Source organism: Actinomycetota bacterium, assembly GCA_014360645.1.
In the GTDB taxonomy this organism is placed as follows: domain Bacteria; phylum Actinomycetota; class Geothermincolia; order Geothermincolales; family RBG-13-55-18; genus Solincola_B.
The window spans coordinates 17,299-39,306 of record JACIXD010000010.1 but is presented as its reverse complement, the minus strand read 5'-3'; the positions used below and the strand labels follow the sequence as shown (position 1 = coordinate 39,306).

The window sequence follows — 22,008 nt, the reverse complement described above, 5'->3', positions numbered from 1 at the left end:
CAGCGGTGTTTGCAGGCAAAAGGGGCTTCAGGTCTCCGCCAACTCCCCGCCGCCATGCGCCGCATGACGGGGGAAGGACACCCCGTTCTCCTCGTGCTCGCCGCCATCGGGAAGGTCTTGGCTACCCCGCGGCTCGCCGCCGAGGGCCGCCCCGGGATGCCCTTTCCCGGGCCGGGCTGCTGTCGCCGAGGGCGGGCGACACGCATCGCGGGCGGAGGCGTATTCCCGAGCCCGGCGCGCGGCTCATCCCCCTCGGGGTTCGGCAGGCGGAGATTTGGGTATAATTAAAAAGTTTAGGGCATGTGTGCCGCATAAGGAGGTTGTGTCTTGACTGAGGCTTTCTGGGATGGAGACGAGATCGACGAGCTGCTGAACATGCGCAGCGAGATGGAGCGCTTTTTCAGCCACATGCCGCGCTGGAAAAAGCCCTCCGCGGTCTTCGAGAAGGCGTGGAAACCGCTCTGCGACGTCTATGAGTGCCCTGACCACTTCACGGTGGTCCTGGAGCTGGCCTGGGTGGACGAGGCGGAGGTGGAGGTGGTGCTGCACGGCAGGGTACTCACCGTGAGGGGAAAGCGTCGGCAGTTCAAGCCCCAGGACATGAGCACCGCCCACATGCTGGAGATCAACTACGGCGAGTTCGAGAGGAAGCTCGAGCTCCCGGTGGACATCGACGCCGACGCCACCCGCGCCATTTACCGTCGCGGTTTCCTGGAGATCACCCTGCCCAAGCTGAAGCGCAACCGGCTGCGGGGCGTGGACATCCGCAGCGAGTAGAGCGGTCTCCGATCACGACAACAGGAGGTAGACCTTGCCGGACAACAGTTTTCCCATGGGCATGGCGGAGCCGTACATCCCCGAGGTGCTGCCCGTGCTGCCGCTGAAGGACACGGTCATCTATCCGCACATCATCGTCCCCCTGCTCATCACCAGGGAGGAATACGTCAGGCTCATAGACGACGCCCTCACCGCCGACCGCCTGGTGGCGGCGGTGGCCAGCAGGGAGGAGGTCGAGACCCCCCAGCCGGAGCAGATATACGACATCGGCACTGCCGCCGCCATCATCCGCATGCTCAAGCTCCCCGACGGCTCCATGCAGCTCTTCGTCCAGGGGGTGCAGCGCATCCGCCTGGTGGAGTACGTGCAGCGGCAGCCCTACCTCAAGGCGAGGGTGGAGAAGGTGAGGGAGGTCATCGAGGAGTCGGTGGAACTCGAGGGTCTGGCGCGCAACGTGCTCACCCAGTTCAAGAAGATGGTCTCCCTGGCGCCCTACCTCCCCAACGAGATCTTCATCGCCGCCATGAACATCGGCGAGCCCAACAACCTGGCCGACTTCATCGCCTCCAACATCAACATCAGCCTGGAGGAGAAGCAGGAGCTGCTGGAAGCGTTGGACGTTAAGGTGCGCCTGGAAAAGCTCACCGTGTTCCTCAACAAGGAGATCGAGATCCTGGAGATCGGCTCCAAGATCCAGTCCGAGGTGCAGACGGAGATGTCCAAGAGCCAGCGCGAATACTTCCTTCGCGAACAGCTCAAGGCCATCCAGAAGGAACTGGGTGAGTTCGACGAGCGCACCATGGAGATCAACGAGTTCCGGGAGAAGATAGAGCAGAGCGGGATGCCGGAGGCGGCGCGCAAGGAGGCGGAACGCGAGCTTGACCGGCTCTCCAAGATGCCCGTGGCCGCGGCGGAATACACCGTGGCCCGCACCTACCTGGAATGGCTTACCAGCCTGCCCTGGAACGTGAGCACCGAGGACAACCTGGACATCAAGCGCGCACGCCAGGTCCTCGACGAGGACCATTACGACCTGGACAAGGTCAAGGACCGCATCATCGAGTACCTGGCGGTGCGCAAGCTGAAGGAGGACATGAAGGGCCCCATCCTCTGTTTCGTGGGGCCGCCCGGGGTGGGCAAGACCTCCCTCGGCCAGTCCATCGCCCGCGCCCTGGGGCGCAAGTTCGTGCGCATATCCCTGGGGGGCATGCACGACGAGGCGGAGATCAGAGGGCACCGCCGCACCTACATCGGCGCCCTGCCCGGCCGCATCATCCGGGGCATCCAGAGGGCGGGTTCCAACAATCCCGTGTTCATGCTCGACGAGGTGGACAAGATCGGGGCCGACTTCCGGGGCGACCCCGCGTCGGCCCTCCTGGAGGTTCTGGACCCCGAGCAGAACCACTCCTTCTCCGACCACTATCTGGACGTGGACTTCGACCTCTCGAAGGTGATGTTCATCACCACCGCCAACACGCCCATACCCATACATCCCGCCCTCCTCGACCGCATGGAGGTGCTGGAACTGCCCGGCTACACCGAGGTGGAGAAGCTGCACATCGCGAAGGACCACCTCCTGCCCCGGCAGCTGGAGGCCCACGGGCTGAAGAAGAGCCAGATCACGGTTACGGAGGAGGCGCTGCGCGCGGTGATCCGCAACTACACGCGCGAGGCGGGGGTGCGCAACCTGGAGCGGGAGCTGGCGACCATCTGCCGCAAGGTGGCAAGGGACATCGCCGCGGGCAAGCGCAAGAGCAGGAAGGTCACCGATAAGGAACTGCACGAGCTCCTGGGCCCCACCAAATACCGCTTCGAGGTGCTGGAGGAGGAGGACGAGGTGGGGGTGGCCACGGGGCTGGCCTGGACGGAATCCGGCGGGGATGTGCTCTTCGTGGAGTGCCAGGTCATGCCGGGCGAGGGCAACCTCATCCTCACCGGCAAGCTGGGCGACGTGATGCAGGAGTCCGCCCGGGCGGCGCTGACCTACTGCCGCAGCGTGGCGGAGGATTACGGGGTGGACCCCGAGTTCTTCCGCAAGCATGACATGCACGTGCACGTGCCGGCAGGCGCCATCCCCAAGGACGGCCCCAGCGCCGGGGTCACCATGGCCACCGCCTTGATGTCCTCGGTGACCGGGCGCAAGGTGCGAAAGGAAGTGGGCATGACGGGCGAGATAACCCTGCGGGGCAAGGTCCTCCCCATAGGGGGGCTGAAGGAGAAGGTGCTCGCCGCCCACCGCGCGGGGGTGAAGAAGATCGTCATCCCGGAGGAGAACGAGAAATACCTGGAGGAGATACCCTCCTTTATCCGCAAGGACCTCAAGTTCATCCCCGTGTCCCACATCGAGGAGGTCTTCAAGGCCGCCCTCTACCCCGACGGCAGAAGGGCGGCCAAACACGGGAAGTCGGCGGGAACGGCGACGGCGACGAAGCCGGCCGCGAGGAAGAAGGTGAAACCCGCCCTCAAGAAGGCAGCCTCCAAGAGGGCGACGAAGGCGGCGAAAGCGGCGAAGAAGAAACCCCGCCCGGCGGCCAAGAAGTACGGGAGGAGCGGGGCGGGAAGGTCTTCCTGAAGGGTCAGGGGCCGCGGGAGGTTTGGGAAAGCCGCCGGCCCGTGATGCGAGATGCGGGGGCGGCAGGCCAGCCTTTCCGTACACGGCGGCAACCCTCATCCCTTTTCAGGGACATCTCCGAACGTGGTGCGCCAACGGCATTTTGACTTGAGCTGCGATATCGCCGTCCGCGGGGCCATCAGGCCGTGATGGAAGAGGGCCGATCAGTCGCCCCGGGACTCATCTTCGACCCGGGGGGAGGGGAGCCAGCCCTCGAGCGTCTCCTCCAGGGACACCTTCCACCTGGACCCCACGCGACGCGTCACGTAGGGCACCTCCACCTCCTGGTCGTCCCAGCGGAAGGCCACCGTTACCCGGGCGCCGTCCCCCTCCACCTGCACCTCACTCACGCGGTAGGAGAATCCCGAGCCTCCCAGGTACGGTTCTCCCCCGGGATATTCTCCCAGGTCGCCCTCTACGGTAAGCTCCGCGGCGCGGCGGTCGTTTCCCGCCATGCGGGCGGCCACGAAATCCCACACCGCACGTTCCGGCGTGGATGAAGAACAGCCGTAGCCATGCACGGCGAGCGACAGCAGCAGCAAGACGAGGCAGAACCCCGCCACCGCGTCACGGCCCCGCGCCGCCGGGACGTGACCGGATAGAGCAGGCTTCCCGGACACCCCTACCCCTTTGCTGACACGGGTGGACATCGGAGTGGACAACGCCGCGCGGATATGACGGTCTTTCCGGACACCTCCACCTCCTCGCTGCGGGCGGCAAGTTGATGCCGCCGCTTTCTCGGCTTCGTGGACCCGCGGGGCCCGCGGCGCGGGGCAGGATGCGCCCTCCCCCTCGCGAACCCGCCTGTGGTCATCATCACGGCAGGGGCAGGGGCAGGAGCTCCTTTCCCTCTGCGAGCAGCTCCGCCACGTCGTAGTTGATCCCTTCGATCATCCACTCCCCCTCTCTCCTCTCCACATAGAAGACGAGGTCCGAGCCCTCCAGGTCGAAGGAGAGGTCCGGCGGCCCCTCCCCGCCGCGCGGGTAAAGAGAAACACGCCCTCCCTTCAGCGCGACCTCCGCGGCGTCTCTCTCCGCCCGCGTGGAAAAGGAGAGGTCGGAGAACTGCAGGCGGTAGCGCGAGAGTAGGGAGCCCACGGTGTCCCGCACGCCGGCGGTATCCTCCTCCCAGAGGGAGCCCAGCTGGCCCCGGGGGTCCACCAGCTCCAGGCAGCCCTCCAGGTCCCCCTCCTGCAGGCGGGCGAAGAACTCCCCCACGGCTTTCTGGGCCGGATGGGTGCGGAAGAGCTGCAGCAACCCCACCGTGCCCGCCGTTGCGGCCAGGATGATCACAAAGGCCCACTTTGCCGCCTGGCCCGCCCGCGAGGCCGTATCCTCCCGGGCTTCGCTCGGTATGCGTGATCCCATCACCCGCGCCTTTCCGCCTTCTCCTCCGCGTGACCTGAGCCGCCCCCTTCAGCGATGCCGCCGCCCATCAGCACAGGCTGACCCGTTTGACCCCTCTCCGACATCGCGGGCTCCGCCCCGACGGCGATGCCGTCGCCCTTCAACCAGTATAGAGGTGCGCGCGGCGGCCCGAAAGGCCGGAGCGGCGAGCATAGGGGCCACTCAAGGTGTCTTCGAGGATATCTCTTCCCGCCGCTGCGCTTCGGAGTAAGGGAGGGCGCCTTCTCGCGGTCCCACGGATATGACCTGATAACCCCGCCAGGCTGCCCGCTCTCGCCGCCGCACCGGGTGAGGGGGTCCGGGCATCCCGCCGCCGCGCATGGCAACACGGGAGGGCGCCTTCTCGCGGTCCCACGGATATGACCTGATAACCCCGCCAGGCTGCCCGCTCTCGCCGCCGCACTGGGTGAGGAGGTCCGGGCATTACGCCGCCGCGCATGGCAACCTGCCCCCTTGACTTCACCCCTTCGCCGGGGATATGAAGCGGTCATGAGGGGTGTCATGGTCAACGGTGAGCGGAGAGGATGGGCGGGATGAAGGGCTGTCCGCTCTGCGGAGAGGGAAACCGTCCCGTGGCGGGAGCCCTGGGGATGTGTGCCGACTGCGCGCGCGCCGGCGGCGAGGCCGTCGAGGAGATGATAGAGCGGGCGCACGCGGGCGCGCGTGCCGCCTTCGGGATGCCCGCGCTTCCCCCCGTCTCCCCCGGGGGAGCGTCGTGCCACATGTGCGGGAACGCCTGCGCGATGTGGGAAGGGGAGAGGGGATACTGTGGGCTGCGCCTGGTAAGGAATGGCAGGATAGCCCACCTCGCGGGGACGGCGCGGAGCGGGGTGGTCGAATACTATCACGATCCCCTGCCGACCAACTGCGTGGCGGACTGGGTGTGTGCGGGGAACGGCGACAGGGGCAGGAACAACCTCGCGGTCTTCCTCGGGGCCTGCACCTTCGACTGCCTGTTCTGCCAGAACGCGCAGTACCGCATGCTCACGGCCTGCCTGGCTCCCGCACACGCGCCGCGGGACCTGGCGGACGCGGCCGACGAGACCACGGGCTGTGTCTGCTGGTTCGGGGGCGATCCCTCCGCCCAGATGCCCTTCGCCCTCCGCGCCTCGGAGCTCATCCTCGACCGCAGGCGGGGGGAGGTGCACATCTGCTGGGAGACCAACGGCTCCATGCACCCCGCCTTCCTGCGCCGGGCCATGGACATGAGCCTGGCCAGCGGGGGCTGCGTCAAGTTCGACCTCAAGGCCTTCGACCCCTCGCTGCACCGCGCCCTGTGCGGGGCGTCCAACCGCAGGACCCTGGAGAATTTCGCCGCTGCCGCCTCGCGCGTGCGGGAACGCCCGCATCCCCCGCCCCTGGTCGCGAGCACCCTCATGGTGCCGGGATATGTGGAGGCCGACGAGGTGGGGCGCATCGCCGCCTTCATCGCGGGGCTGGACCGGGACATACCCTACTCCCTGCTGGCATTCCACCCCCAGCACGCCATGCGCGACCTGCCGGTGACGGGCCGCCGCCAGGCGGAGGAATGCCTGGCCGCCGCACGCGCAGCCGGGCTCACGCGGGTGCACATCGGCAACCTGCACCTGCTGCGCTGAACGAGGCGCGGTTATGAGCGGGCCTCGCCCGCGCCACCCGCCCCGCGCTCGAAAGCGCACCGCGGCGCGGGGAGAGGGCATCGTTTCTCCGGGAAGGGCTCCATACTGCGAACGGTTACTCATCCGTGCGACATGGATGAATATGGTGATCAACCGTGGAGTGGGTACGATCCCGCCGTGTCGACAAGTCCGGTCGGAACGCCCTGTTTCATGGCGGCCGAAGACGGTACACCACCCCTTTGACGGCGCCCGGAGGTTGTTCTATGGTGGTCTTGAAAGACGGGACCCGCGGCGGCGGCCCGGGCTTTCCCTCTCCGCTCGGCGGGGAGCATGACCAAGCTGCGTCCGCCCGGGAGCGGAACGGACAAGGAGGCGGCGGTGGAAGACCCCATGCTCGAGGTTCTCGACGAGGAGATGCGTTATTACGAGCAGAAGCTGAACGAGCTGGCGGAAAGGCTCAGGGACCTCACCGGTACGGAGTTCGAGTTCGGTTTTTGCAGGTTCAACCCCCATACCGACGATGCGGAAGCCAAGGTCGAGGAGGTCAAGCGCTGCAAGGCGGAGATCAAGCGGCTTCTGGGGAAGCTCGCGGAATACGAGAAGACCACCTGACCCGTGCCGCGGGCGCGGGGACCCCTTCTTAAAAGGCCTTGAGGGCAGGGTTCCGGGCCGAAAAGGCCGCCTCGAGCAGACCGCCCGGCCCTTTCCCGCGGCGCCGATGCCCGCGCGGCCTCTGTCCGTCTTACCCCTCCGCCTCGCGCCGCCCCGCCTCGCTTTCCTTCCCCCGCGGCACGGGATAGAACCCGTACGGCAGCTCCAGCCCGTACTCTGCGAGCAGGGTTTCGTCGGAGAAGACGGAAAAGGCGTCGCCGTCCGCCATGATCATCCCCTTGCTCATCACCACCACGCGCTCGCAGTTCTCGAAGACGAAGGGAAGGTCGTGGGTGACCAGGATCTTGGTGATCCTCATCCCCTGCAGGAGCTGCGAGAACTCGTTGCGCGCCCGGGGGTCCAGGTTACTGGAGGGCTCATCCAGCACCAGGAGGTCGGGGTTCATGGAGAGCACGGTGGCGATGGCGGCGCGTTTTTTCTGGCCGTAGCTCAGGTGGTAGGCGGAACGCCTCTCCATGCCCGCGATGCCCACCTCTTCCAGTGCCCGGGAGACGGCCGCCGCCACCTCTTCCTTCGAGAGCCCCATGTTCATGGGGCCGAAGGCCACGTCGTCGAACACGGTGGGGGAGAAGAGCTGGTCGTCGGGGTCCTGGAAGACCAGACCGACCCGGCGCCTGATCTCCCGCAGGTTCTTCTTCTCCACCGGCAGGCCGAAGATGCGCACCTCGCCCTCCCCGACCAGGATGCCGTTGAGGTGCAACAGGAGGGTGGATTTCCCCGCCCCGTTTGGACCCACGATGCCCACCGATTCGCCTTCCTCGATGAGCAGGTCCACTCCCCGTAAGGCCACCGTGCCGTCGGGGTAGGAGTAGCGCAGGTTCGTTATCTCCACCGCCGGTCGGTGATGCATCTTGCCGTCTCCTTCTCCGTCTCCCGGTGCCGTGTGGACCGGCCCGGCCGGGGTCCCGTCCGCCCGCGACCGCCCGGCATCATTCTTCCCCGCCCCGGCCCGGCCCTATCGCTGCCGTGCCGTCATCCAAGCGGGCCGACGGCAGGCGCGTCGCTTGCGGACCTCCCCGTGCCGCCCCCTATGATATCAGTCTCGCCCCCAGGGGGAAGAGCACCAGCATGGATACGAAGCCGACCTCCATGGCCCCGAGGGCGTAAAGATAGACGGTGCGCGTTTTCCCGTCGTATCCCCTCGCGAGCATGGCGGCGTAAACCCTCTCTCCCCGCTCATAGGAACGCAGGAAGAGGGCGGCGATCATATGTCCTATGACCCTGGACTGCCAGAACCACCTCCCGCTCCAGCCCCGCGAGTCGCGGGCGCGCCGCATGCGCTGCAGCTCGTCCATGAGCACGAAGACGTAGCGGTACATGAAGCTGAGGGTGGCGGTGATAAGGGACGGGACCTTGAGTCTCTCCATTCCCTTAATGAGGTCCGGAAAGGGGGTGGTGGAGGAGAGCAGGATCACCGCCAACACGCTCACCGTGGATTTGGCGGCCACGTTCCACAGCACCAGCAGGCCGTGGGCGGAGACGGTGAGGGGCCCCAGGTTGTAGCTGCCGCCTCCCCTGCTGAAGAAGGGGAGGAAAAGGGCCACCACCAGGATGAAGGGGAGCACGACGAGGGCGCGCTTGAGCACGTGCCTCCAGGGCAGGCGAGAGAGCGCCACCAGGGCCAGCTCCAGACCCAGGTAGGCAGCGAAGGCGGCGTAGCGGTCGGGAGGGGTGGAGACGCAGATGACGATGAGCGCGATGAAGCCCACCAGCTTGGCCCGGGGGTCGAGCCGGTGGACGGGACTGCGCAGGTCGCTGTACTCGTCAAGGAAAACGTGTTTCACGCGGCGCCTACCACCCCGTTGTCCTTTTACCGACGCCCCTTGTGCCGGCCACGGCGTTCAGGGCCTCGTCTCCATGCAAGCTCATTCCAGGGCGGGACCGCCGACGCTCCGCGCTCCCGCTCCGCCCTTCTTCTTCAGCGCCAGGGCAAGCCCCCAGGCGAGGAGGAAGATGCCCACCGTGCCCACCAGGCCGGCCAGCGCGGTGGCGAGCCGGGTGGGTTCCTCGACCACCTCGCCGGTCTCCTCGTCCACCGACTTTTGCGTGAAGCCGGGAAAGGCGTAATCCGGGATGGGAGCGCCCTCCCACGCCGGGTCGGTCTCCTCGGCCTTCTCCAGGAACCCCTTGTCCTCGGCGACCTTCTCCAGACCGTCCGGAGAGGATGAGGCCCAGGGGGACACGATGAGCGCCAGGGCCACCGCCAGCGCCAGACCCGCAAGGGTGAAAACGAGGATGCTCTTGTCGCGTGCTTTCATCACCGGCTCACCTCCGCTTCGCTGTAGCTTGCCGCAACGGGCCGGTAATCGTGCGTCCTCACGAGGTCGGGCCGCACCGCCAGCACCACTCCGACCACGAGCACGGTTATCGCTCCCTCCACGATGCCGATGAGGGCGTGGATGCCCAGCATGGCGGGGAGAGCCACGCTCAGGGGCGAGGTACCGGAGATGGCCAGCTGGATGGCGCATGCTCCAGATGCGAGGACCACCGACAGCCACGCCGAGAACCCGGTGGCGGCCAGAAAATAGGTCCTTCCCCTGGGGAGCAGGGATTTCAAACCGTAAAAGACGTAGTAGATGAGGATGGTTCCGATGAGGGCCATGTTGAAGATGTTGGCGCCCAGGGCCGTGAGTCCGCCGTCCGCGAACCCCAGGCACTGCACCAGCAGCACCAGGGCTATGACCAGCCCTCCCAGCCACGGCCCGAGCAGCACCGCCGCCAGGGCGCCTCCCAGGAAGTGTCCGCTGGTCCCTCCCGCGATGGGGAAGTTGAGCATCTGGGCCGCGAAGATGAAGGCGGCGCAGAGCGCCAGCATGGGCACGGACCTCTCGTCGAGCTCCTCACGGGCTTTGTGCAGCCCGTAGCCCACGGCCCCCGCCGCCGCCACCCCGGTGACCACGCTCACGCCGGTGTTGAGGAAGCCGTCCGGAATATGCATCTGTTCTGACCTCCCGCTGCTCCTCGCGGGGCAAAAGAAAAACCACGGTAGCAAGCGACTTCGCGTCGCCAGAGCCTCCGTGGCTCCCCGCGCCGGTTACGCCCCGGCCTTCGTGGCCGCGTGCCTATTATTCCCGAGCGACGATAACGCAAACGCCACGAGATCTCCGCGGTTTCTCGCCGCCGTGCCTTCGTGGCGCGCTGACGATATGCCAACCGCCCCGGCCTTCGTGACCGCGGCGCGATCATCCAGGTGCCGTTATTAATATAGCATGGATCGCGTCCATGGAGGTTCACCATCCACCAGGCAAAGGTCTTCCGGGAGACCGGTCTCGCAAGGAGTAGCATGGACTGCGTCCCCGGATGTCCACCATCCACCGCTCTTCTCGAATCGGCCCGGTCCTGCGGGATGACAGGACGACCTCCGGGATTTTTTGGTCAAGAGCAGCTTGCCGAGAAGATGCTCCATACCTCCGCCTTACGATGACGCCCCTCCCCGGAAACGGGCCCCGCTCCGGCATGCCATCGCGCGCATGCGGGCGCGCGCACGCCCTCAGTGCGGGAAAGGCGGATGCACGGGAATCACATGCCTTGTCGGTGTATCCCGGTTCCTCCGTCCTTTCCGGCACCGCCGCAAGGGAGGCGATCAGCAGGATGATCGCGAACATGCGAATACCCGTCCTTTCTGCCTTGAGCACCCCCTTTCCTGCCGGGGACCATCGAGCCGGCCAACCGTCCCTACGGGCCGATGTCCTCCTGTCCGAGGTATTCGCATGCAGCCCCTCGTGCGTCTCCGGCCATCACCGGAGAAGGCGATCCTCTGCGCAACAGGATTGCCGGCCGCACGGGCACTACCACCCTACCTCAGATCCTATCCGATATGCAGCCATGCAGCCATGCGTCGCCAGCGAGCATGTTGCCATGGTGCTAGGAGCGTGCGATAAACATGTGTTCGGCATGGTCGCCCGGGCCTCGTTCGTTCCCGGTATGCCGTCGGTGGGAACCCCCTGCGGTCAACGCAGGAATCGCCCGTGGAGCTCCCGCCCGGGCCTCCGCATCCCTGCCGCCGCTCTGTTGATGCATATGCCCTGGCTGGATCGATGCCAGGACCATAGGCCGTCTAAGATCGGATCCCTGCCCTCGCTCTGTCGATGCATGTGCCGGCGGTGCACACGCCGCGGCGGCCAAGGCCTGGAGGTTACGGAATTGAAGGGGCCCGGGTCGCGGGCTATAATTCTTGGCGTGGGCGGCGTTCAACGCCCCCGCGCACGGGCCCCTGTAGCTCAGCGGACAGAGCAATGGATTCCTAATCCATGTGTCGCCGGTTCGATTCCGGCCAGGGGCTCCATATATTTTCGGTGGCGTACCGACGGGCTTCCCTCTCGGGGCGGCGGGCACGGGAGTATCGCGGCCGGGAGGCGCTGCAGGACCCCTCAGATAATCCCACGCTCGACGAGGATGCGGCGCATGGTCTCCCGCGTGTCCGGGGGAGGCGCCTTGAAATCCTCCCTCTGTGCCAGGGAAATGGCCCCTCGCGGGCAGCTCGCGACGCACAGCCCGCAGCCGATGCACCTCTTGAGTTCGATGGCCGCTGATCCGCTGTCCACGGTCACAGCTTCCATGGGACAGCGCTCCACGCATGCGCCGCAGCCGTCGCACGGGCGCTCGTCGAGCAGGGGACGGTAGTTGGAGTGCAGGATCTCTCCCGGGTTGGGGAGAGCCTTCATGATCCTCAGACCCGAGCAGCAGCAGGTGCAGCAGGAACAGACGAACCTGATATCGCGGGCATTCTCGGCCAGGAGCACCAGCCCCAGTTCCTCCGAGCGGTCAAGCAGGCGCAGTGCCTCGCCCACGTCGATGCGGCGGCCCGGCCAGCCGTTCTCCAGATGGTAGCGGGCGAAGTCCCCGAACATGAGGCATATCTCCGGGGGGTTATGGCATCCACGGCCCAGCAAGCGCTGCTGCTTGCGGCAGATGCATTCCTTGACCCCGAGGGTATCGTGCCCGCGCACCAGCTCCCGGATGTGGTCGTGGGTGGCCACGGCGTGGCCGACCTCCACCGCCGAGCCCACGGGCACGAAGCGCGTCTGCAGGGTCTCGGCCCCGGCCATGGCCAGACCGATATGGGGTATGTACTCCTCGACCATCTCCGCCAGCTCGCGGTCCATGGAGCCGAGGTTGTACTCGTAGATGCCCACGATGAACTGCTCCAGCCGGTAGCGGGCCTCTCCTACCTCTCCCTCCCGGTAGATCAGGCCCCGGGAGGCCATGGAGGCGAGCCTCTCCGCCGCCTCCGCCTCGCCTGTCCCCAGCCGGCGCGCGATCTCGGAAGGAGGGAGCGGCTCTCGCTCGAGGCACACGGCCGTCTCCGCGTCCTCGGGGGAGAAGAGCTTCGCGAGGATGCGCATCTCCACCCCGCTCTCGGTGGCGGGGAATCCCCCCGGCATACCGTGCAGCAGCTCCCGCAGCCTCGCGTAGTCTTCCTTACCCGACACGGCTTTCTCCCTTTCCCTCGCTCTCATGGGTCAAAGGTAAGGATACCAGAAAGCCGTCACCTCTTGCCGTTCATCGAATCCGTCCGGTTTATCGGGACGGCAGGTTGGTCCCTCGATCTGTTTCAACCCGGAGAGCACCTGAAGAAACCTTACAACATCGATTTGCCCGGTTTACCATGGCGGTCGGGCTGCCTGCTCCCTTTTCAACTCGGAGAGTGCCTGCCGAGACGGTACGGCCCGGGGTATTATAGCGGTGTCCGGCACCGGGGCTGCCTGCAAGGGGACATGCGCATCACTGGGGTTTAAACAAGGGCGCATTATTCTATATCTAGGACATATGATGTCGTAAACCTGGAGAGATACCTGCGCGATGTCGCCGGCGTCGAGAACATACTCGGTTTCAAGGACCTGATGAAGCTGGCCGCTATGCGCACCGCGCAGCTCCTCAACATCGCCGGCCTAGTGCGGGACGCGCGTCTGGAGGCCAAGACGGCCGCGAGATATCTTGGCTGGATGGAGGCGACGTATATCATCCGCAAGATCCAACCCTTTCTGAGGAACAGGGCGGGCCGCGCGAAGAGATCGCCCAAGCCCCTGTCCTGAGCGCGCACGGAGCCGGGCACCGCAGTGGCGCCCGGCGTTGCATTCAAGGGGTCAGTCGTTCATGTCGCGCGGACGCGACACCACCGAGGATGAAGATCACCCTTCGCCACCAAGGCACTATAACTATATATTGTTTATTGAAAGCTGTTTTCAGAGCAGGTCTTGAATCTTGAGAATGTATCCATATATTGGTAAGTAATCACATGTTCAAGACCTGACCCCCATTCTTCAGAGGCCGAGCATTCGGCGCTTGGACTCGATGTGGGCGAGCATGTTCTCGGCCGCCTCGGCCGCGTCCTTCTCCAGGTGTAACACCCCGCCGGTCACCTCGGCGCAGTCCTCGGTGAGCAGCTTGACCAGCTTCGGCCCCCCGGTTACCGTGGGCACCGGGTTGACGTAGGTGTAGAGGCCCAACGCCAAGGCGAAGACGGCGTCCATGGTCGCCTTCTGCTCCATGTACTCGGGGGCCGCGGCCACCACCGGCAGGTCGGGGATGGGCACGTCTCCCAGGGCGCTCGAGACCGCGGCGAGCAGGTCGGCGATGCGCCCGGTGTCGGTGCAGGTGCCGTAGGAGAGCACCGGCGGCACCCCCAGCTTCTCGCACACCCCTCGCAGGCCTTCGCCCGCCATCCGCGCCGCCTCGGGCAGGCAGAGGCCGGCCACCTGCATGGCGCCGTTGCCGCAGCCCATGGAGAGGATGAGGATGTCCCGCGCGATGAGCTCTTTGGCCACCGCCACGCTGTGCACGTCCTGACCGCTGTCCCGGAGGGTGGTGCAGGACACCAGCCCCGCGATGCCCCGGATGGCCCCCGACTTCACCGCGCCGAGGAGGGGGTCCAGGCTCCCGCCCAGAGCCTCCAGGATGCTCTCGGTGGAGAACCCCACCACCGCCTCGCCCTGTGGCAGGCCAGCCAGGGGCTCCACGGAGGCGCGCCGCTCCTTGAAGTTGGCGATGGCCATCTCTAAGAGCTTGGCGGCCTGCCGCTCGGCCTCCTCGGGCACGTAGTCGAGGCGGTCGGTCACCCCCTCGAAGGCCACCAGGTCGCTCACGGGGATGAGCTTGAACCGGTAACGCTCTGCGTAGGCGGGGTCGATGGGCATGGAGCAGTTCATGTCGCAGGCGAAGAGGTCCACGCAACCCGAGGCGAGCACCGCCTCCTGCATGATCCAGTTGCCGGTGAAGCCGTAGAAGACGTCGTCGGACTCCCAGCGCTGGATCATCTCCTGCCCGGTCTCGATGTTGGCGATCACCCGCAGCCCCTTGGCCCCCGCGGCCCTCGCCTTCTCCTGCCACTCCGGCCTGCGGGCCAGCTGCACCATGGCGAAGCCCAGGAAGGGTTCGTGCCCGTTGGGGAGCGCGTTGACGTAGTCGGGATCCAGCACCCCGAGGTCCACGCGCATGGGGTGGGGGCGCGGGATGCCGAAGAGGATGTCCTGGCAGTATTCGTTGACGATCTGGCTCTGATAGGCCATGGCGATGCCCATGCGCATGGCCTTCAGCGCCAAGCTCTGGTAGTAGCCGTCCACGTTGGTGAGGCAGGAGGAGGTCACCCTGAGCATCTCGCCGTAGACGCCCCCGGGAAAGATATCCAGCTTCTTCCATGTCTCCCTGCGCTCGGGAGTGGCCAGCGCCTCCACGATGCGGCTGGGCTGGTCGGCCTTGCGGTTGAAGTCGGCCTCGGCGAAGTCGCACAGCCGCAGGGCCACCTCGGCGTCGGAGCCGGAGGTATCCACGCCCAGGCGGGCGGCGAAGTCGCGCAGCTTGCCGGGCTCCCTGATCTCGAAGGGGGTCCTGCCCTCGGCGGTGGCGCGCAGGGTCTTGATGGTCTGCTCGGTGTGGTAGTGGTAGGTGGAGGTGCCCATGACGTTGCGCAGGGCCATCATGCGCATGGCCATGCCGTCGGCGGTGATGCCGCACACCCCGCGCTTGTCCTTCTCCGCGTCGGCGCGACAGGGCCCGTTGGAGCAGAGGTCGCACCTCGCCCCCGCCTGGCAGAAGGGGCATCTCTTGTCCGGGTCGTCCTTGCTCAATCCCTGGGCCTCGTAGCGGTCCCAGATGTTGGTCATGCCGTCTTCCTTGATGCGGCGGTACGCGCGCCGCACGGACTCGTGGTAGGAAATACGCTCGTCTTCCATCTTCCTCCTCCTTTACCTCGTTGACCTGGACCGGCCGTGCCCTGCGCGGTGATGACTGCGCTATTGGCATGTTCTGGTGAGGCGGCGGGCGGGCGCGATGCCCCCATCACCTCGCCGTTTGGCCCTTGTTAAGTAGTATGGTTCCCCCGCGGCAGGGATGTCTAACGGAAACGTCCATCCCCAAAATGCCGCGGCACCAAAGGGTTCCCGCCGCTTCTCGGCCCGGGCGGCAGCGGGTCAGAGAAGGCGCGTCTCTTCCGTGGGCCGGGGCACCTTCACCACCAGCACCCTGAAGTCGCCCTCGCTCTCGTTCATCCAGCGGTGGGGGATGCGGGCCGGGCTCTCGATGAGGGTGTCCGGGCCCACCGTCTCCCGTTCGTCTCCGATCTCCACCACCCCCTCTCCCTCCAGGACATAGAAGAAGACGTCCACGGGAGTGATGTGCTTCTTCAGGCTCTCCCCCGGCTTGAGCAGGATGTGTATCGCCTGGGCGTGTTCGCTGTCGTATATCCTTGCCGCCTGGACCCCGTGTGGATTCGGGGAGACCTTCGCCGACCTGGCGTAGACGATGCGCATGGCCAGCACCTCCTCGTTGCGCTGCAGCGCCGCAGGGCGCCGCCCGCCCTGGCTTTTCCCTGCGGCGGGGCTTTCCGCCCCTCCGGCCTTCAGGCGGTGGCGCGCTGCACCGGCGCCTTCGCGGGACCTTGACGGGCGCTATTATATGTTGATAATATTTATATGTCAATAACATATATTAGTATGGGGTGGAGGGCCTTTCCCGGGAAGAACGCCCTTGAATGGAAAACGTTTCGTGGAGGGAAAGCTGTTGCGGGAAGGATCGTCTTCCGGAGGGAAAGCCGTTGCAGAATAAGAGCTCAGGCGGAGCCCCCTCGGACGTGGGTTTCTACATTCGCGAGGGCCCCGGTAAACGCTTCATAGAGCCGCGCATCCTCTTTCTCCTCCTGCAGGGCCCGGCCCACGGCTACGAGCTGCTAGGGCGCATGGAAGAAGTGCCCATGCCCGGTCCGCTCCCGGACGCGGGGGCGGTATACCGCAAGTTGCGCGACATGGAGGGCAGGGGGCTGGTGGTCTCGGACTGGGACGACCGTGGCTCCGGACCCCGCCGCAGGGTGTACCGCATAACCCGCGAGGGCAGGAGACGCCTGGAGCTTTGGGTGACGGCCATGCGGGAGAGGATGCACATCCTCCAGCGCTTCCTCGACCTGTACGAGACGACCGGTGCCCACTGACGGCGTCCCGGGGGCGCGGCCTCCAGGAGAGAGGTCGAAGCCGGAATGGAGATGCCTTCTCGCCACGAACGCGCCTCCGTTGGGCGGCCTGCCGTGTCCATGCTCTACACGGTACTGGAATGTGTTTCATGGAGGCCGCGGCCTGGAGAAACGCTGCCTGCGCCGGATATCCGTGGCCGCCCGGCGCTGACGCGCAGAGCGCGAGAGCGCGGCATGGAGCTCCCTTCCGGGGATGCGGATAGGCCGCCGGGCGTGAAGGGTATAAAAGATATGACGGCGGGCTGTGCCCGTTTCCGGCGTGCGGGGAGCGGGCACCGGACACGAGGGAGGGAAGGCCTTGATCCTTCCACCGAGATGTCCCTGAAGCCGCTTGGCGGCGGTGAATACCGGGCCAACGGGCGCAAGTATTATATCGGCAACGGCAACGAGGCGGCGCTGGTCTCCACCTTGGGGAAGATGGCGGACACGGGAGACCGCGTCTTCTTCGCGGTCAGCTCCAGGCACGGCGGCTGCGAGGTGGTGAAGAACGTGGCGGCCTCGCAGAACTTCGTGGCCGAGCATGCCCTGAACGATTACCCCATATTCGAATCGGACATCCTTTCCGTCGGCCGGGATGCCTGGGACGCGGCCCTGAACACCGTCAACGTGGGGAAGTTCAACCTGGGATGGGCCTCCATCGGTATCTGCACCCACGCCCTCTACGAGGCGGTGGATCACGCCGCTAACCGGGTGCTTTACGGAAAGCACGTCACCGATTTCCCCCACATCCGCCAGCTCCTCACCGATGCCTATACGCGGCTGGTGGCCATGAAGCTCTTCGCCCTGCGCGCCGCGGACTACATGCGCTCCGCTTCCCCGCAGGACCGCAGGTACCTGCCGTACAACCCCATAGTGAAGATGAAGGTGACCACCCGGGGCGAGGAGGTGATCGATCTCCTGTGGGGCGTCATCGCCGCGAAGGGTTTCGAGAAGGACACCTATTTCGAGATGGCCGCCCGGGATATCCGCGCCCTGCCGAAGCTGGAGGGCACGGTGCACGTGAACATGGCGCTGATGATCAAGTTCATGCCCAACTACTTCTTCAACCCCGCTTCCTTCCCCGCGATACCGCGGCGCGACGATGCCGTGGACGACGAGCTCCTGTTCCGGCAGGGACCCACCAAAGGGCTGGGCGGTATCCAGTTCCACGACTACCTGGTGTACGACACCGTCGATCTCCCCAACGTGAACATCTTCAAGGGGCAGGTCGAGGTGCTGAGGGAGCTGTCGCTCAAGGCTCCCCCCACGGAGGGGCAGCGAAAGGAAATCGACTTTTTGCTCACCCTGGGCGAGCTCTTCACCCTGGTCGCCTATGGGCAGCTCCTGCTCGAGAACCGGCCCATCTACGGGGTCGAGGACGGCCTCGTGGAGCAGATGTTCGACTTCATGGCGAGGGATTTCTCCCGCTACGCCCTGCAGCTGTACTCCAAGACCTCGAGTACCCCGGAGCAGATGGACCTCTGCCTGCGCATGATCCGCAAGCCGATCGTCGACCACGACAGGTTCGAGAGGGTCTGGGAGAAATGCGTCTTCGCCACCGCGGGTGCCTTCCGGATGAACGACTGAGGGAGCCAGGGGAGCGGCCCGGAAGCCTGACGGGACGCGCGGCGGTCGCCCTCAGTCCCCGAAGGAAGTGCCCACGCTGCGGGCGAAGTTCACCAGGTTGCCGTCCGTGGGCACCCTTCTCTGACCGGGGACCACCTCTTCGAGGGGCACCGCCTCGATGCGCATGTCGCGCAGGGCTACCATGACCCCGCTCCTCCCCGCCGCCGCCAGCTCCACCGCGGTGGTCCCGAAACCGGTGGCGAGGATGCGGTCCAGGGGCGAGGGGCTGCCGCCCCTCTGCAGGTGGCCGAGGATGGTGACCCGCGTCTCCATGTCCGCCATCTCCTGTATGGCCTCCGCCACCCGTTCTCCGATGCCGCCCAGCACCCGCTCACCGCCCCCGGTATCCCGGGTCACCTGCTCCCCTCCCGGCAGGGGGGCGCCCTCGGCCACCACGATGATGCTGAAGCGCTTGCCGCGCCGCCGCCGCTCCTCGATGGCCCGCACCACATTCTCGAAGGTGTAGGGTATCTCCGGGATGAGGATGATATCCCCTCCCCCCGCGATGCCCGCGCAGAGGGCGAGCCACCCCGCGTTGCGCCCCATCACCTCCAGGACCATGCCCCGGTGGTGGGAGGCGGCGGTGGTGTGCAGCTTGTCCACGGCGTCGGTGGCGGTGTGCAGGGCGGAGTCGAAGCCGAAGGACACGTCGGTGCCGTGGAGGTCGTTGTCGATGGTCTTGGGGATGCCCACCACGGACACGCCCCTCTCGTGCAGCTTACGGGCGATGGAAAGGGTCCCGTCGCCGCCCGCCACGATGAGCGCCTCCACCCCCATCCCCTCCAGATTGGCGATGGCGGTGCCGGAGTTGTCCTCGTAGGTGACCTCGCCTCCCGCGGTGACGGTGCGGAACATGAAGGGGTTATCGCGGTTGTTGGCCCCCAGGATGGTCCCCCCGCGGGGGAGGATGCCCGACACGTCCTCGTCCCCCAGCAGCCGCCAGTTGTTCTCGATGAGTCCCCCGAATCCCTCGCTGATGCCCGCCACCTCCAGCCCGTGTTCGAAGATGGCGGACTTGGTCACCGCCCGGATGACGGCGTTGAGGCCCGGGCAGTCGCCTCCTCCCGTGAGGATGCCTATACGCCTGATGGATGCCATCTCGCTTTCCCCCTCCACTCAAGAACGTCTGTTGGATGTGGCTGCCGTGACCCCCACCGTCATCCTCCCGCCTTCCTGGCGAAGCGCGGCTCATAGACGGGAGAGATGATGAGGATAGGATCCGGCTGCCGCAGGTACAGACCGCGGTTCTCCTCGGCAAGGTCGGCGCGGTGTTCATATTGCAGGGAGACCCCCCTGCCCTCGCAGCCCTGGAGGAGGGCGCATGCCGCCAGCGCCAGGAACGCCAGGATGACGGTGACCGGAAGCGCGCCGAATCCCAGGCCGCCTGACCGCCGCTTCTCCGCCTCGCGAGTCTCCGCCAGTAGATCTACCGTGCCCACGAGCTTATTCTACCCCAGCGTCGGGCACCGCGCCCTTACCGGCCGCTACGATCGCGGCCCCTCCGACATGCGGACTCCGGGGGTCGGAGGAAATAAATGTAAACGCGCCGTTGAGAGCAGGGGTAGCATATCCCTTGGCGCCGCAGACGGGAAGGGAGCGAAGGGGGCGGGCTCATGCCGGGTCGTTTGCCATCCTGCTCGCCTCCGGCCACGCCGCATCCTCCCTCAGGAGTGGTCGAGGGCCACCCTGGACTTGTCGCCGGGGTCGTACTTCACGAAGATCTCCTTCCCCACCTGGTATTTGGGGACGGAGGCCTCGGCGATCACCCCGGTGGCCTGCCCCCGGAAGGGCGGCTCGCCCTCCGGCTGCACCTCGAGCAGGAAGGTCATGGCGGGATTGTTGCCGTTGACGTTGATGCCCAGGCTCATGGCGTTGAGTATCTTCGCCTTGGCCGGCTTGCCCGTGGCCCGGATCTCCTGACCGCGCTTGTCCTGTTCCGTCAGGAACTCCCCGGCCATGCGGATCTTCTCCGCCTCGCACATGTCCGGGGCCATGAGGCCGAACCCCGCCGTCGGCACCTCCGCCCCGGCTCCGGCCAGGCCTCCCATCAGACCGATGACCGCCCCGACCTGGGCCCAGCGCTTGAGGTCCTTGAAGAACTCCCACATGGCACTCCCCTTTCTTTCCCGCGCGTTCCCCCATCATATTCCCACCCTAACGTGATAACAATCTTCGGTCGCCCGATGGCCGCCGTGGTCGGCGCTCCGGGGTCAGGCGGTCGAAGGGCTGAAGCGCGGGGATCGCGGCATAAAGAAACCCACATCCGACTGTACGTGGATAACGTCGCCGGCAGGCGGAGACGTGCCGCGCGTGGCAGCGGGTCTCCGGGGCGCGGGAAACGCCCGCGACGCGCGGCCGTCAAGCCGCTCCACTTTGCAGCCGATACGCATATGGTCAGGCCGGTCCCCATGGCCCACGTCATTGGCGGGGCGGGACGGGGCGCGTATAATGCAATCTCAAGGCAGAGAAAAAGAGCGTGGCGGAGAAAAAAAGAAAGAAGCCTGACAGTTTGAGAATACACCTTATCGCTCCCACCAAGGCGGGCGAGACCTATCTCTTCAACCGCGGCCTGCTGGCGCCCCTCGGGCTCATGTACCTGGCGGCCCACACCCCACCGGGGATGGAAGTACGCATCATCGACGAGAACACCGAGCGCATCGATTTCAGGGAGGTGCCCGACCTGGCCGGCATCTCCACCATGACCGCCACCGCATCCCGGGCCTACGAGATCGCCGACCGCTACCGCGCCCTGGGGACCAGGGTGGTGCTGGGCGGCATCCACGCCTCCATGCTCCCGGAGGAAGCGCTGGAGCACGCGGACGCGGTGGTGGTGGGGGAGGCGGAGGCCGTCTGGCCGCGGGTGCTCTCCGACGCCGCGGCGGGACGCCTGGAGCCGCTCTACCGCGCGGAGGGATTCGACGATTTCCGGCGCCCCCTGCCCCCGCGCAGGGGCCTCCTCGACCCCCGGAGGTATTGGAGCGCCAACGGGGTGCAGACGGCGCGGGGCTGTCCCCACGCCTGCAGCTTCTGCTCCGTCACCGCCTTCAACGGCAGGCGCCTGCGTATGCGCGAGGTGGACGACGTGCTGGCGGAGGTGGAATCCCTGCCCCGCACCAACCTGCTGCGCCGCAAGGTGGTCCCCTTCGTTGACGACAACATCGCCGCCGTTCCCCGGCGCGCCAAGGAGCTCTTCAAGGGGCTCATACCCTTGGGGATAAGGTGGGGGTCCCAGGCTTCCATCACCATCGCCAGGGACGAGGAGCTGGTGGCCTTGGCGGCGGAGAGCGGCTGCCACTTCCTCTTCATCGGCATCGAGACCCTGTCCCGCAGGGCCTTGGCGGAGGCGGGGAAGGCGCAGAACCGCGTGGAGGAATACCATGACGCGCTGCGCCTCCTGCGCAGGCATGGCATCCACGTCATGGGGGCGTTCGTGTTCGGATTCGACTCCGACGACGAGACGGTGTTCTCGGACACCTTGGGATTCGCCATGCGCAACCGGATCCAGGTGGCGCAGTTCGCCCACCTTGTACCCTATCCCGGGACGCGCCTCTACCGCGAGCTTCTGGAACAGGGCAGGGTGGAGGAGGGCTTCTGGTCCCGTCCCCGGTGGGACGCCCGCGTGGTGTACAGGCCGGCGAACTTCAGCCCCCGGGAGCTGGCGGACAGGACCCACGCGGTGCAGCGCGAGTTCTATTCCTACCCTTCCATACTCAGGCGCATGTACCCCCACCGGCACTGGTCCTACTGGTTCGCCTTCAACTTCCTCTACCGCCAGTCGCTGCGCAACGGCAGGTCGCACCATCTGGAGGACCGCGGGGAACCGCGGCCGTCGCCGGCGCGCGCCCAGGAGGACGGGCCTCCCCTCCGGAATTGATATC

At 66.3% G+C, this 22,008-nt stretch carries 20 protein-coding genes and 1 tRNA gene; 9 read left to right on the top strand and 12 right to left on the bottom strand.

Going from position 1 to position 22,008, the window contains the following annotated elements; genetic code table 11:
* The first annotated feature begins 327 nt into the window (after window positions 1–327).
* Window positions 328–777 carry an Hsp20/alpha crystallin family protein gene (locus H5T74_09905; protein MBC7230687.1) on the top strand — a complete coding sequence of 150 codons (450 nt, stop codon included), beginning with the start codon at window positions 328–330 and terminating at the stop codon, window positions 775–777.
* 55 nt (window positions 778–832) lie between these two features.
* Complete coding sequence (gene lon, locus H5T74_09900; protein MBC7230686.1) at window positions 833–3,349, top strand: endopeptidase La; 2,517 nt, start codon at window positions 833–835, stop codon at window positions 3,347–3,349.
* Between the two features lie 203 nt (window positions 3,350–3,552).
* Here lon and H5T74_09895 read toward each other — a convergent pair whose 3' ends face one another.
* Together H5T74_09895 and H5T74_09890 are read right to left on the bottom strand one after the other, a co-directional pair.
* Window positions 3,553–4,008, bottom strand: coding sequence for a hypothetical protein (locus H5T74_09895; GenBank protein ID MBC7230685.1), 456 nt, complete (start codon window positions 4,006–4,008; stop codon window positions 3,553–3,555).
* A gap of 196 nt (window positions 4,009–4,204) precedes the next feature.
* The gene (locus H5T74_09890) at window positions 4,205–4,756 is read right to left on the bottom strand and encodes a hypothetical protein (GenBank protein ID MBC7230684.1); all 552 of its coding nucleotides are present in this window, start codon (window positions 4,754–4,756) and stop codon (window positions 4,205–4,207) included.
* A gap of 563 nt (window positions 4,757–5,319) precedes the next feature.
* On the opposite strand from H5T74_09890, the gene H5T74_09885 reads away from it, so the two are divergent.
* Together H5T74_09885 and H5T74_09880 are read left to right on the top strand one after the other, a co-directional pair.
* Entirely contained in the window at window positions 5,320–6,393 is a 1,074-nt protein-coding gene (locus H5T74_09885) for a radical SAM protein (protein MBC7230683.1), read from the top strand.
* A 330-nt stretch (window positions 6,394–6,723) separates the two neighbouring features.
* A complete protein-coding gene (locus tag H5T74_09880; protein ID MBC7230682.1) occupies window positions 6,724–7,005 on the top strand; it encodes a hypothetical protein in 282 nt (93 codons plus the stop codon).
* 130 nt (window positions 7,006–7,135) lie between these two features.
* Here the strand turns inward: H5T74_09880 and H5T74_09875 are convergent, their stop codons facing one another.
* The 4 genes from H5T74_09875 to H5T74_09860 form a co-directional block, all read right to left on the bottom strand.
* Complete coding sequence (locus H5T74_09875) at window positions 7,136–7,915, bottom strand: ABC transporter ATP-binding protein (protein MBC7230681.1); 780 nt, start codon at window positions 7,913–7,915, stop codon at window positions 7,136–7,138.
* Between the two features lie 178 nt (window positions 7,916–8,093).
* Window positions 8,094–8,849 carry a cobalt ECF transporter T component CbiQ gene (gene cbiQ, locus H5T74_09870; GenBank protein ID MBC7230680.1) on the bottom strand — a complete coding sequence of 252 codons (756 nt, stop codon included), beginning with the start codon at window positions 8,847–8,849 and terminating at the stop codon, window positions 8,094–8,096.
* 81 nt (window positions 8,850–8,930) lie between these two features.
* A complete protein-coding gene (locus H5T74_09865; protein MBC7230679.1) occupies window positions 8,931–9,323 on the bottom strand; it encodes a PDGLE domain-containing protein in 393 nt (130 codons plus the stop codon).
* Window positions 9,323–10,003 carry an energy-coupling factor ABC transporter permease gene (locus H5T74_09860; GenBank protein MBC7230678.1) on the bottom strand — a complete coding sequence of 227 codons (681 nt, stop codon included), beginning with the start codon at window positions 10,001–10,003 and terminating at the stop codon, window positions 9,323–9,325. Before H5T74_09860 ends, H5T74_09865 begins: the two co-directional genes overlap by 1 nt.
* 1,271 nt (window positions 10,004–11,274) lie before the next feature.
* On the opposite strand from H5T74_09860, the gene H5T74_09855 reads away from it, so the two are divergent.
* A tRNA-Arg gene (locus H5T74_09855) sits at window positions 11,275–11,350 on the top strand.
* A gap of 85 nt (window positions 11,351–11,435) precedes the next feature.
* Here the strand turns inward: H5T74_09855 and H5T74_09850 are convergent.
* Window positions 11,436–12,497 carry a 4Fe-4S binding protein gene (locus H5T74_09850; protein ID MBC7230677.1) on the bottom strand — a complete coding sequence of 354 codons (1,062 nt, stop codon included), beginning with the start codon at window positions 12,495–12,497 and terminating at the stop codon, window positions 11,436–11,438.
* Window positions 12,498–12,908: 411 nt separating this feature from the next.
* Here H5T74_09850 and H5T74_09845 point away from each other — a divergent pair, with 411 nt between their 5' ends.
* Entirely contained in the window at window positions 12,909–13,100 is a 192-nt protein-coding gene (locus tag H5T74_09845; GenBank protein ID MBC7230676.1) for a hypothetical protein, read from the top strand.
* Window positions 13,101–13,328: 228 nt separating this feature from the next.
* Here the strand turns inward: H5T74_09845 and cooS are convergent, their stop codons facing one another.
* Both cooS and H5T74_09835 read right to left on the bottom strand, forming a co-directional pair.
* Window positions 13,329–15,236, bottom strand: a complete 1,908-nt coding sequence (gene cooS / locus H5T74_09840; GenBank protein ID MBC7230675.1) for an anaerobic carbon-monoxide dehydrogenase catalytic subunit — start codon at window positions 15,234–15,236, stop codon at window positions 13,329–13,331.
* Window positions 15,237–15,473: 237 nt separating this feature from the next.
* Entirely contained in the window at window positions 15,474–15,812 is a 339-nt protein-coding gene (locus H5T74_09835) for a cupin domain-containing protein (GenBank protein ID MBC7230674.1), read from the bottom strand.
* Between the two features lie 284 nt (window positions 15,813–16,096).
* On the opposite strand from H5T74_09835, the gene H5T74_09830 reads away from it, so the two are divergent.
* The gene (locus H5T74_09830; protein MBC7230673.1) at window positions 16,097–16,486 is read left to right on the top strand and encodes a helix-turn-helix transcriptional regulator; all 390 of its coding nucleotides are present in this window, start codon (window positions 16,097–16,099) and stop codon (window positions 16,484–16,486) included.
* A gap of 45 nt (window positions 16,487–16,531) precedes the next feature.
* Window positions 16,532–18,091, top strand: a complete 1,560-nt coding sequence (locus H5T74_09825) for an acyl-CoA dehydrogenase (GenBank protein MBC7230672.1) — start codon at window positions 16,532–16,534, stop codon at window positions 18,089–18,091.
* Window positions 18,092–18,142: 51 nt separating this feature from the next.
* On the opposite strand, the gene H5T74_09820 is transcribed toward H5T74_09825, so the two are convergent.
* The 3 genes from H5T74_09820 to H5T74_09810 all read right to left on the bottom strand — a co-directional run bounded on the left by H5T74_09820 (window position 18,143) and on the right by H5T74_09810 (window position 20,238).
* A complete protein-coding gene (locus H5T74_09820; protein MBC7230671.1) occupies window positions 18,143–19,228 on the bottom strand; it encodes a 6-phosphofructokinase in 1,086 nt (361 codons plus the stop codon).
* Between the two features lie 59 nt (window positions 19,229–19,287).
* Entirely contained in the window at window positions 19,288–19,569 is a 282-nt protein-coding gene (locus H5T74_09815) for a hypothetical protein (GenBank protein ID MBC7230670.1), read from the bottom strand.
* A gap of 225 nt (window positions 19,570–19,794) precedes the next feature.
* Complete coding sequence (locus H5T74_09810; GenBank protein MBC7230669.1) at window positions 19,795–20,238, bottom strand: hypothetical protein; 444 nt, start codon at window positions 20,236–20,238, stop codon at window positions 19,795–19,797.
* Window positions 20,239–20,639: 401 nt separating this feature from the next.
* On the opposite strand from H5T74_09810, the gene H5T74_09805 reads away from it, so the two are divergent.
* A complete protein-coding gene (locus H5T74_09805; GenBank protein MBC7230668.1) occupies window positions 20,640–22,004 on the top strand; it encodes a B12-binding domain-containing radical SAM protein in 1,365 nt (454 codons plus the stop codon).
* The last annotated feature ends 4 nt before the right edge of the window (window positions 22,005–22,008 follow it).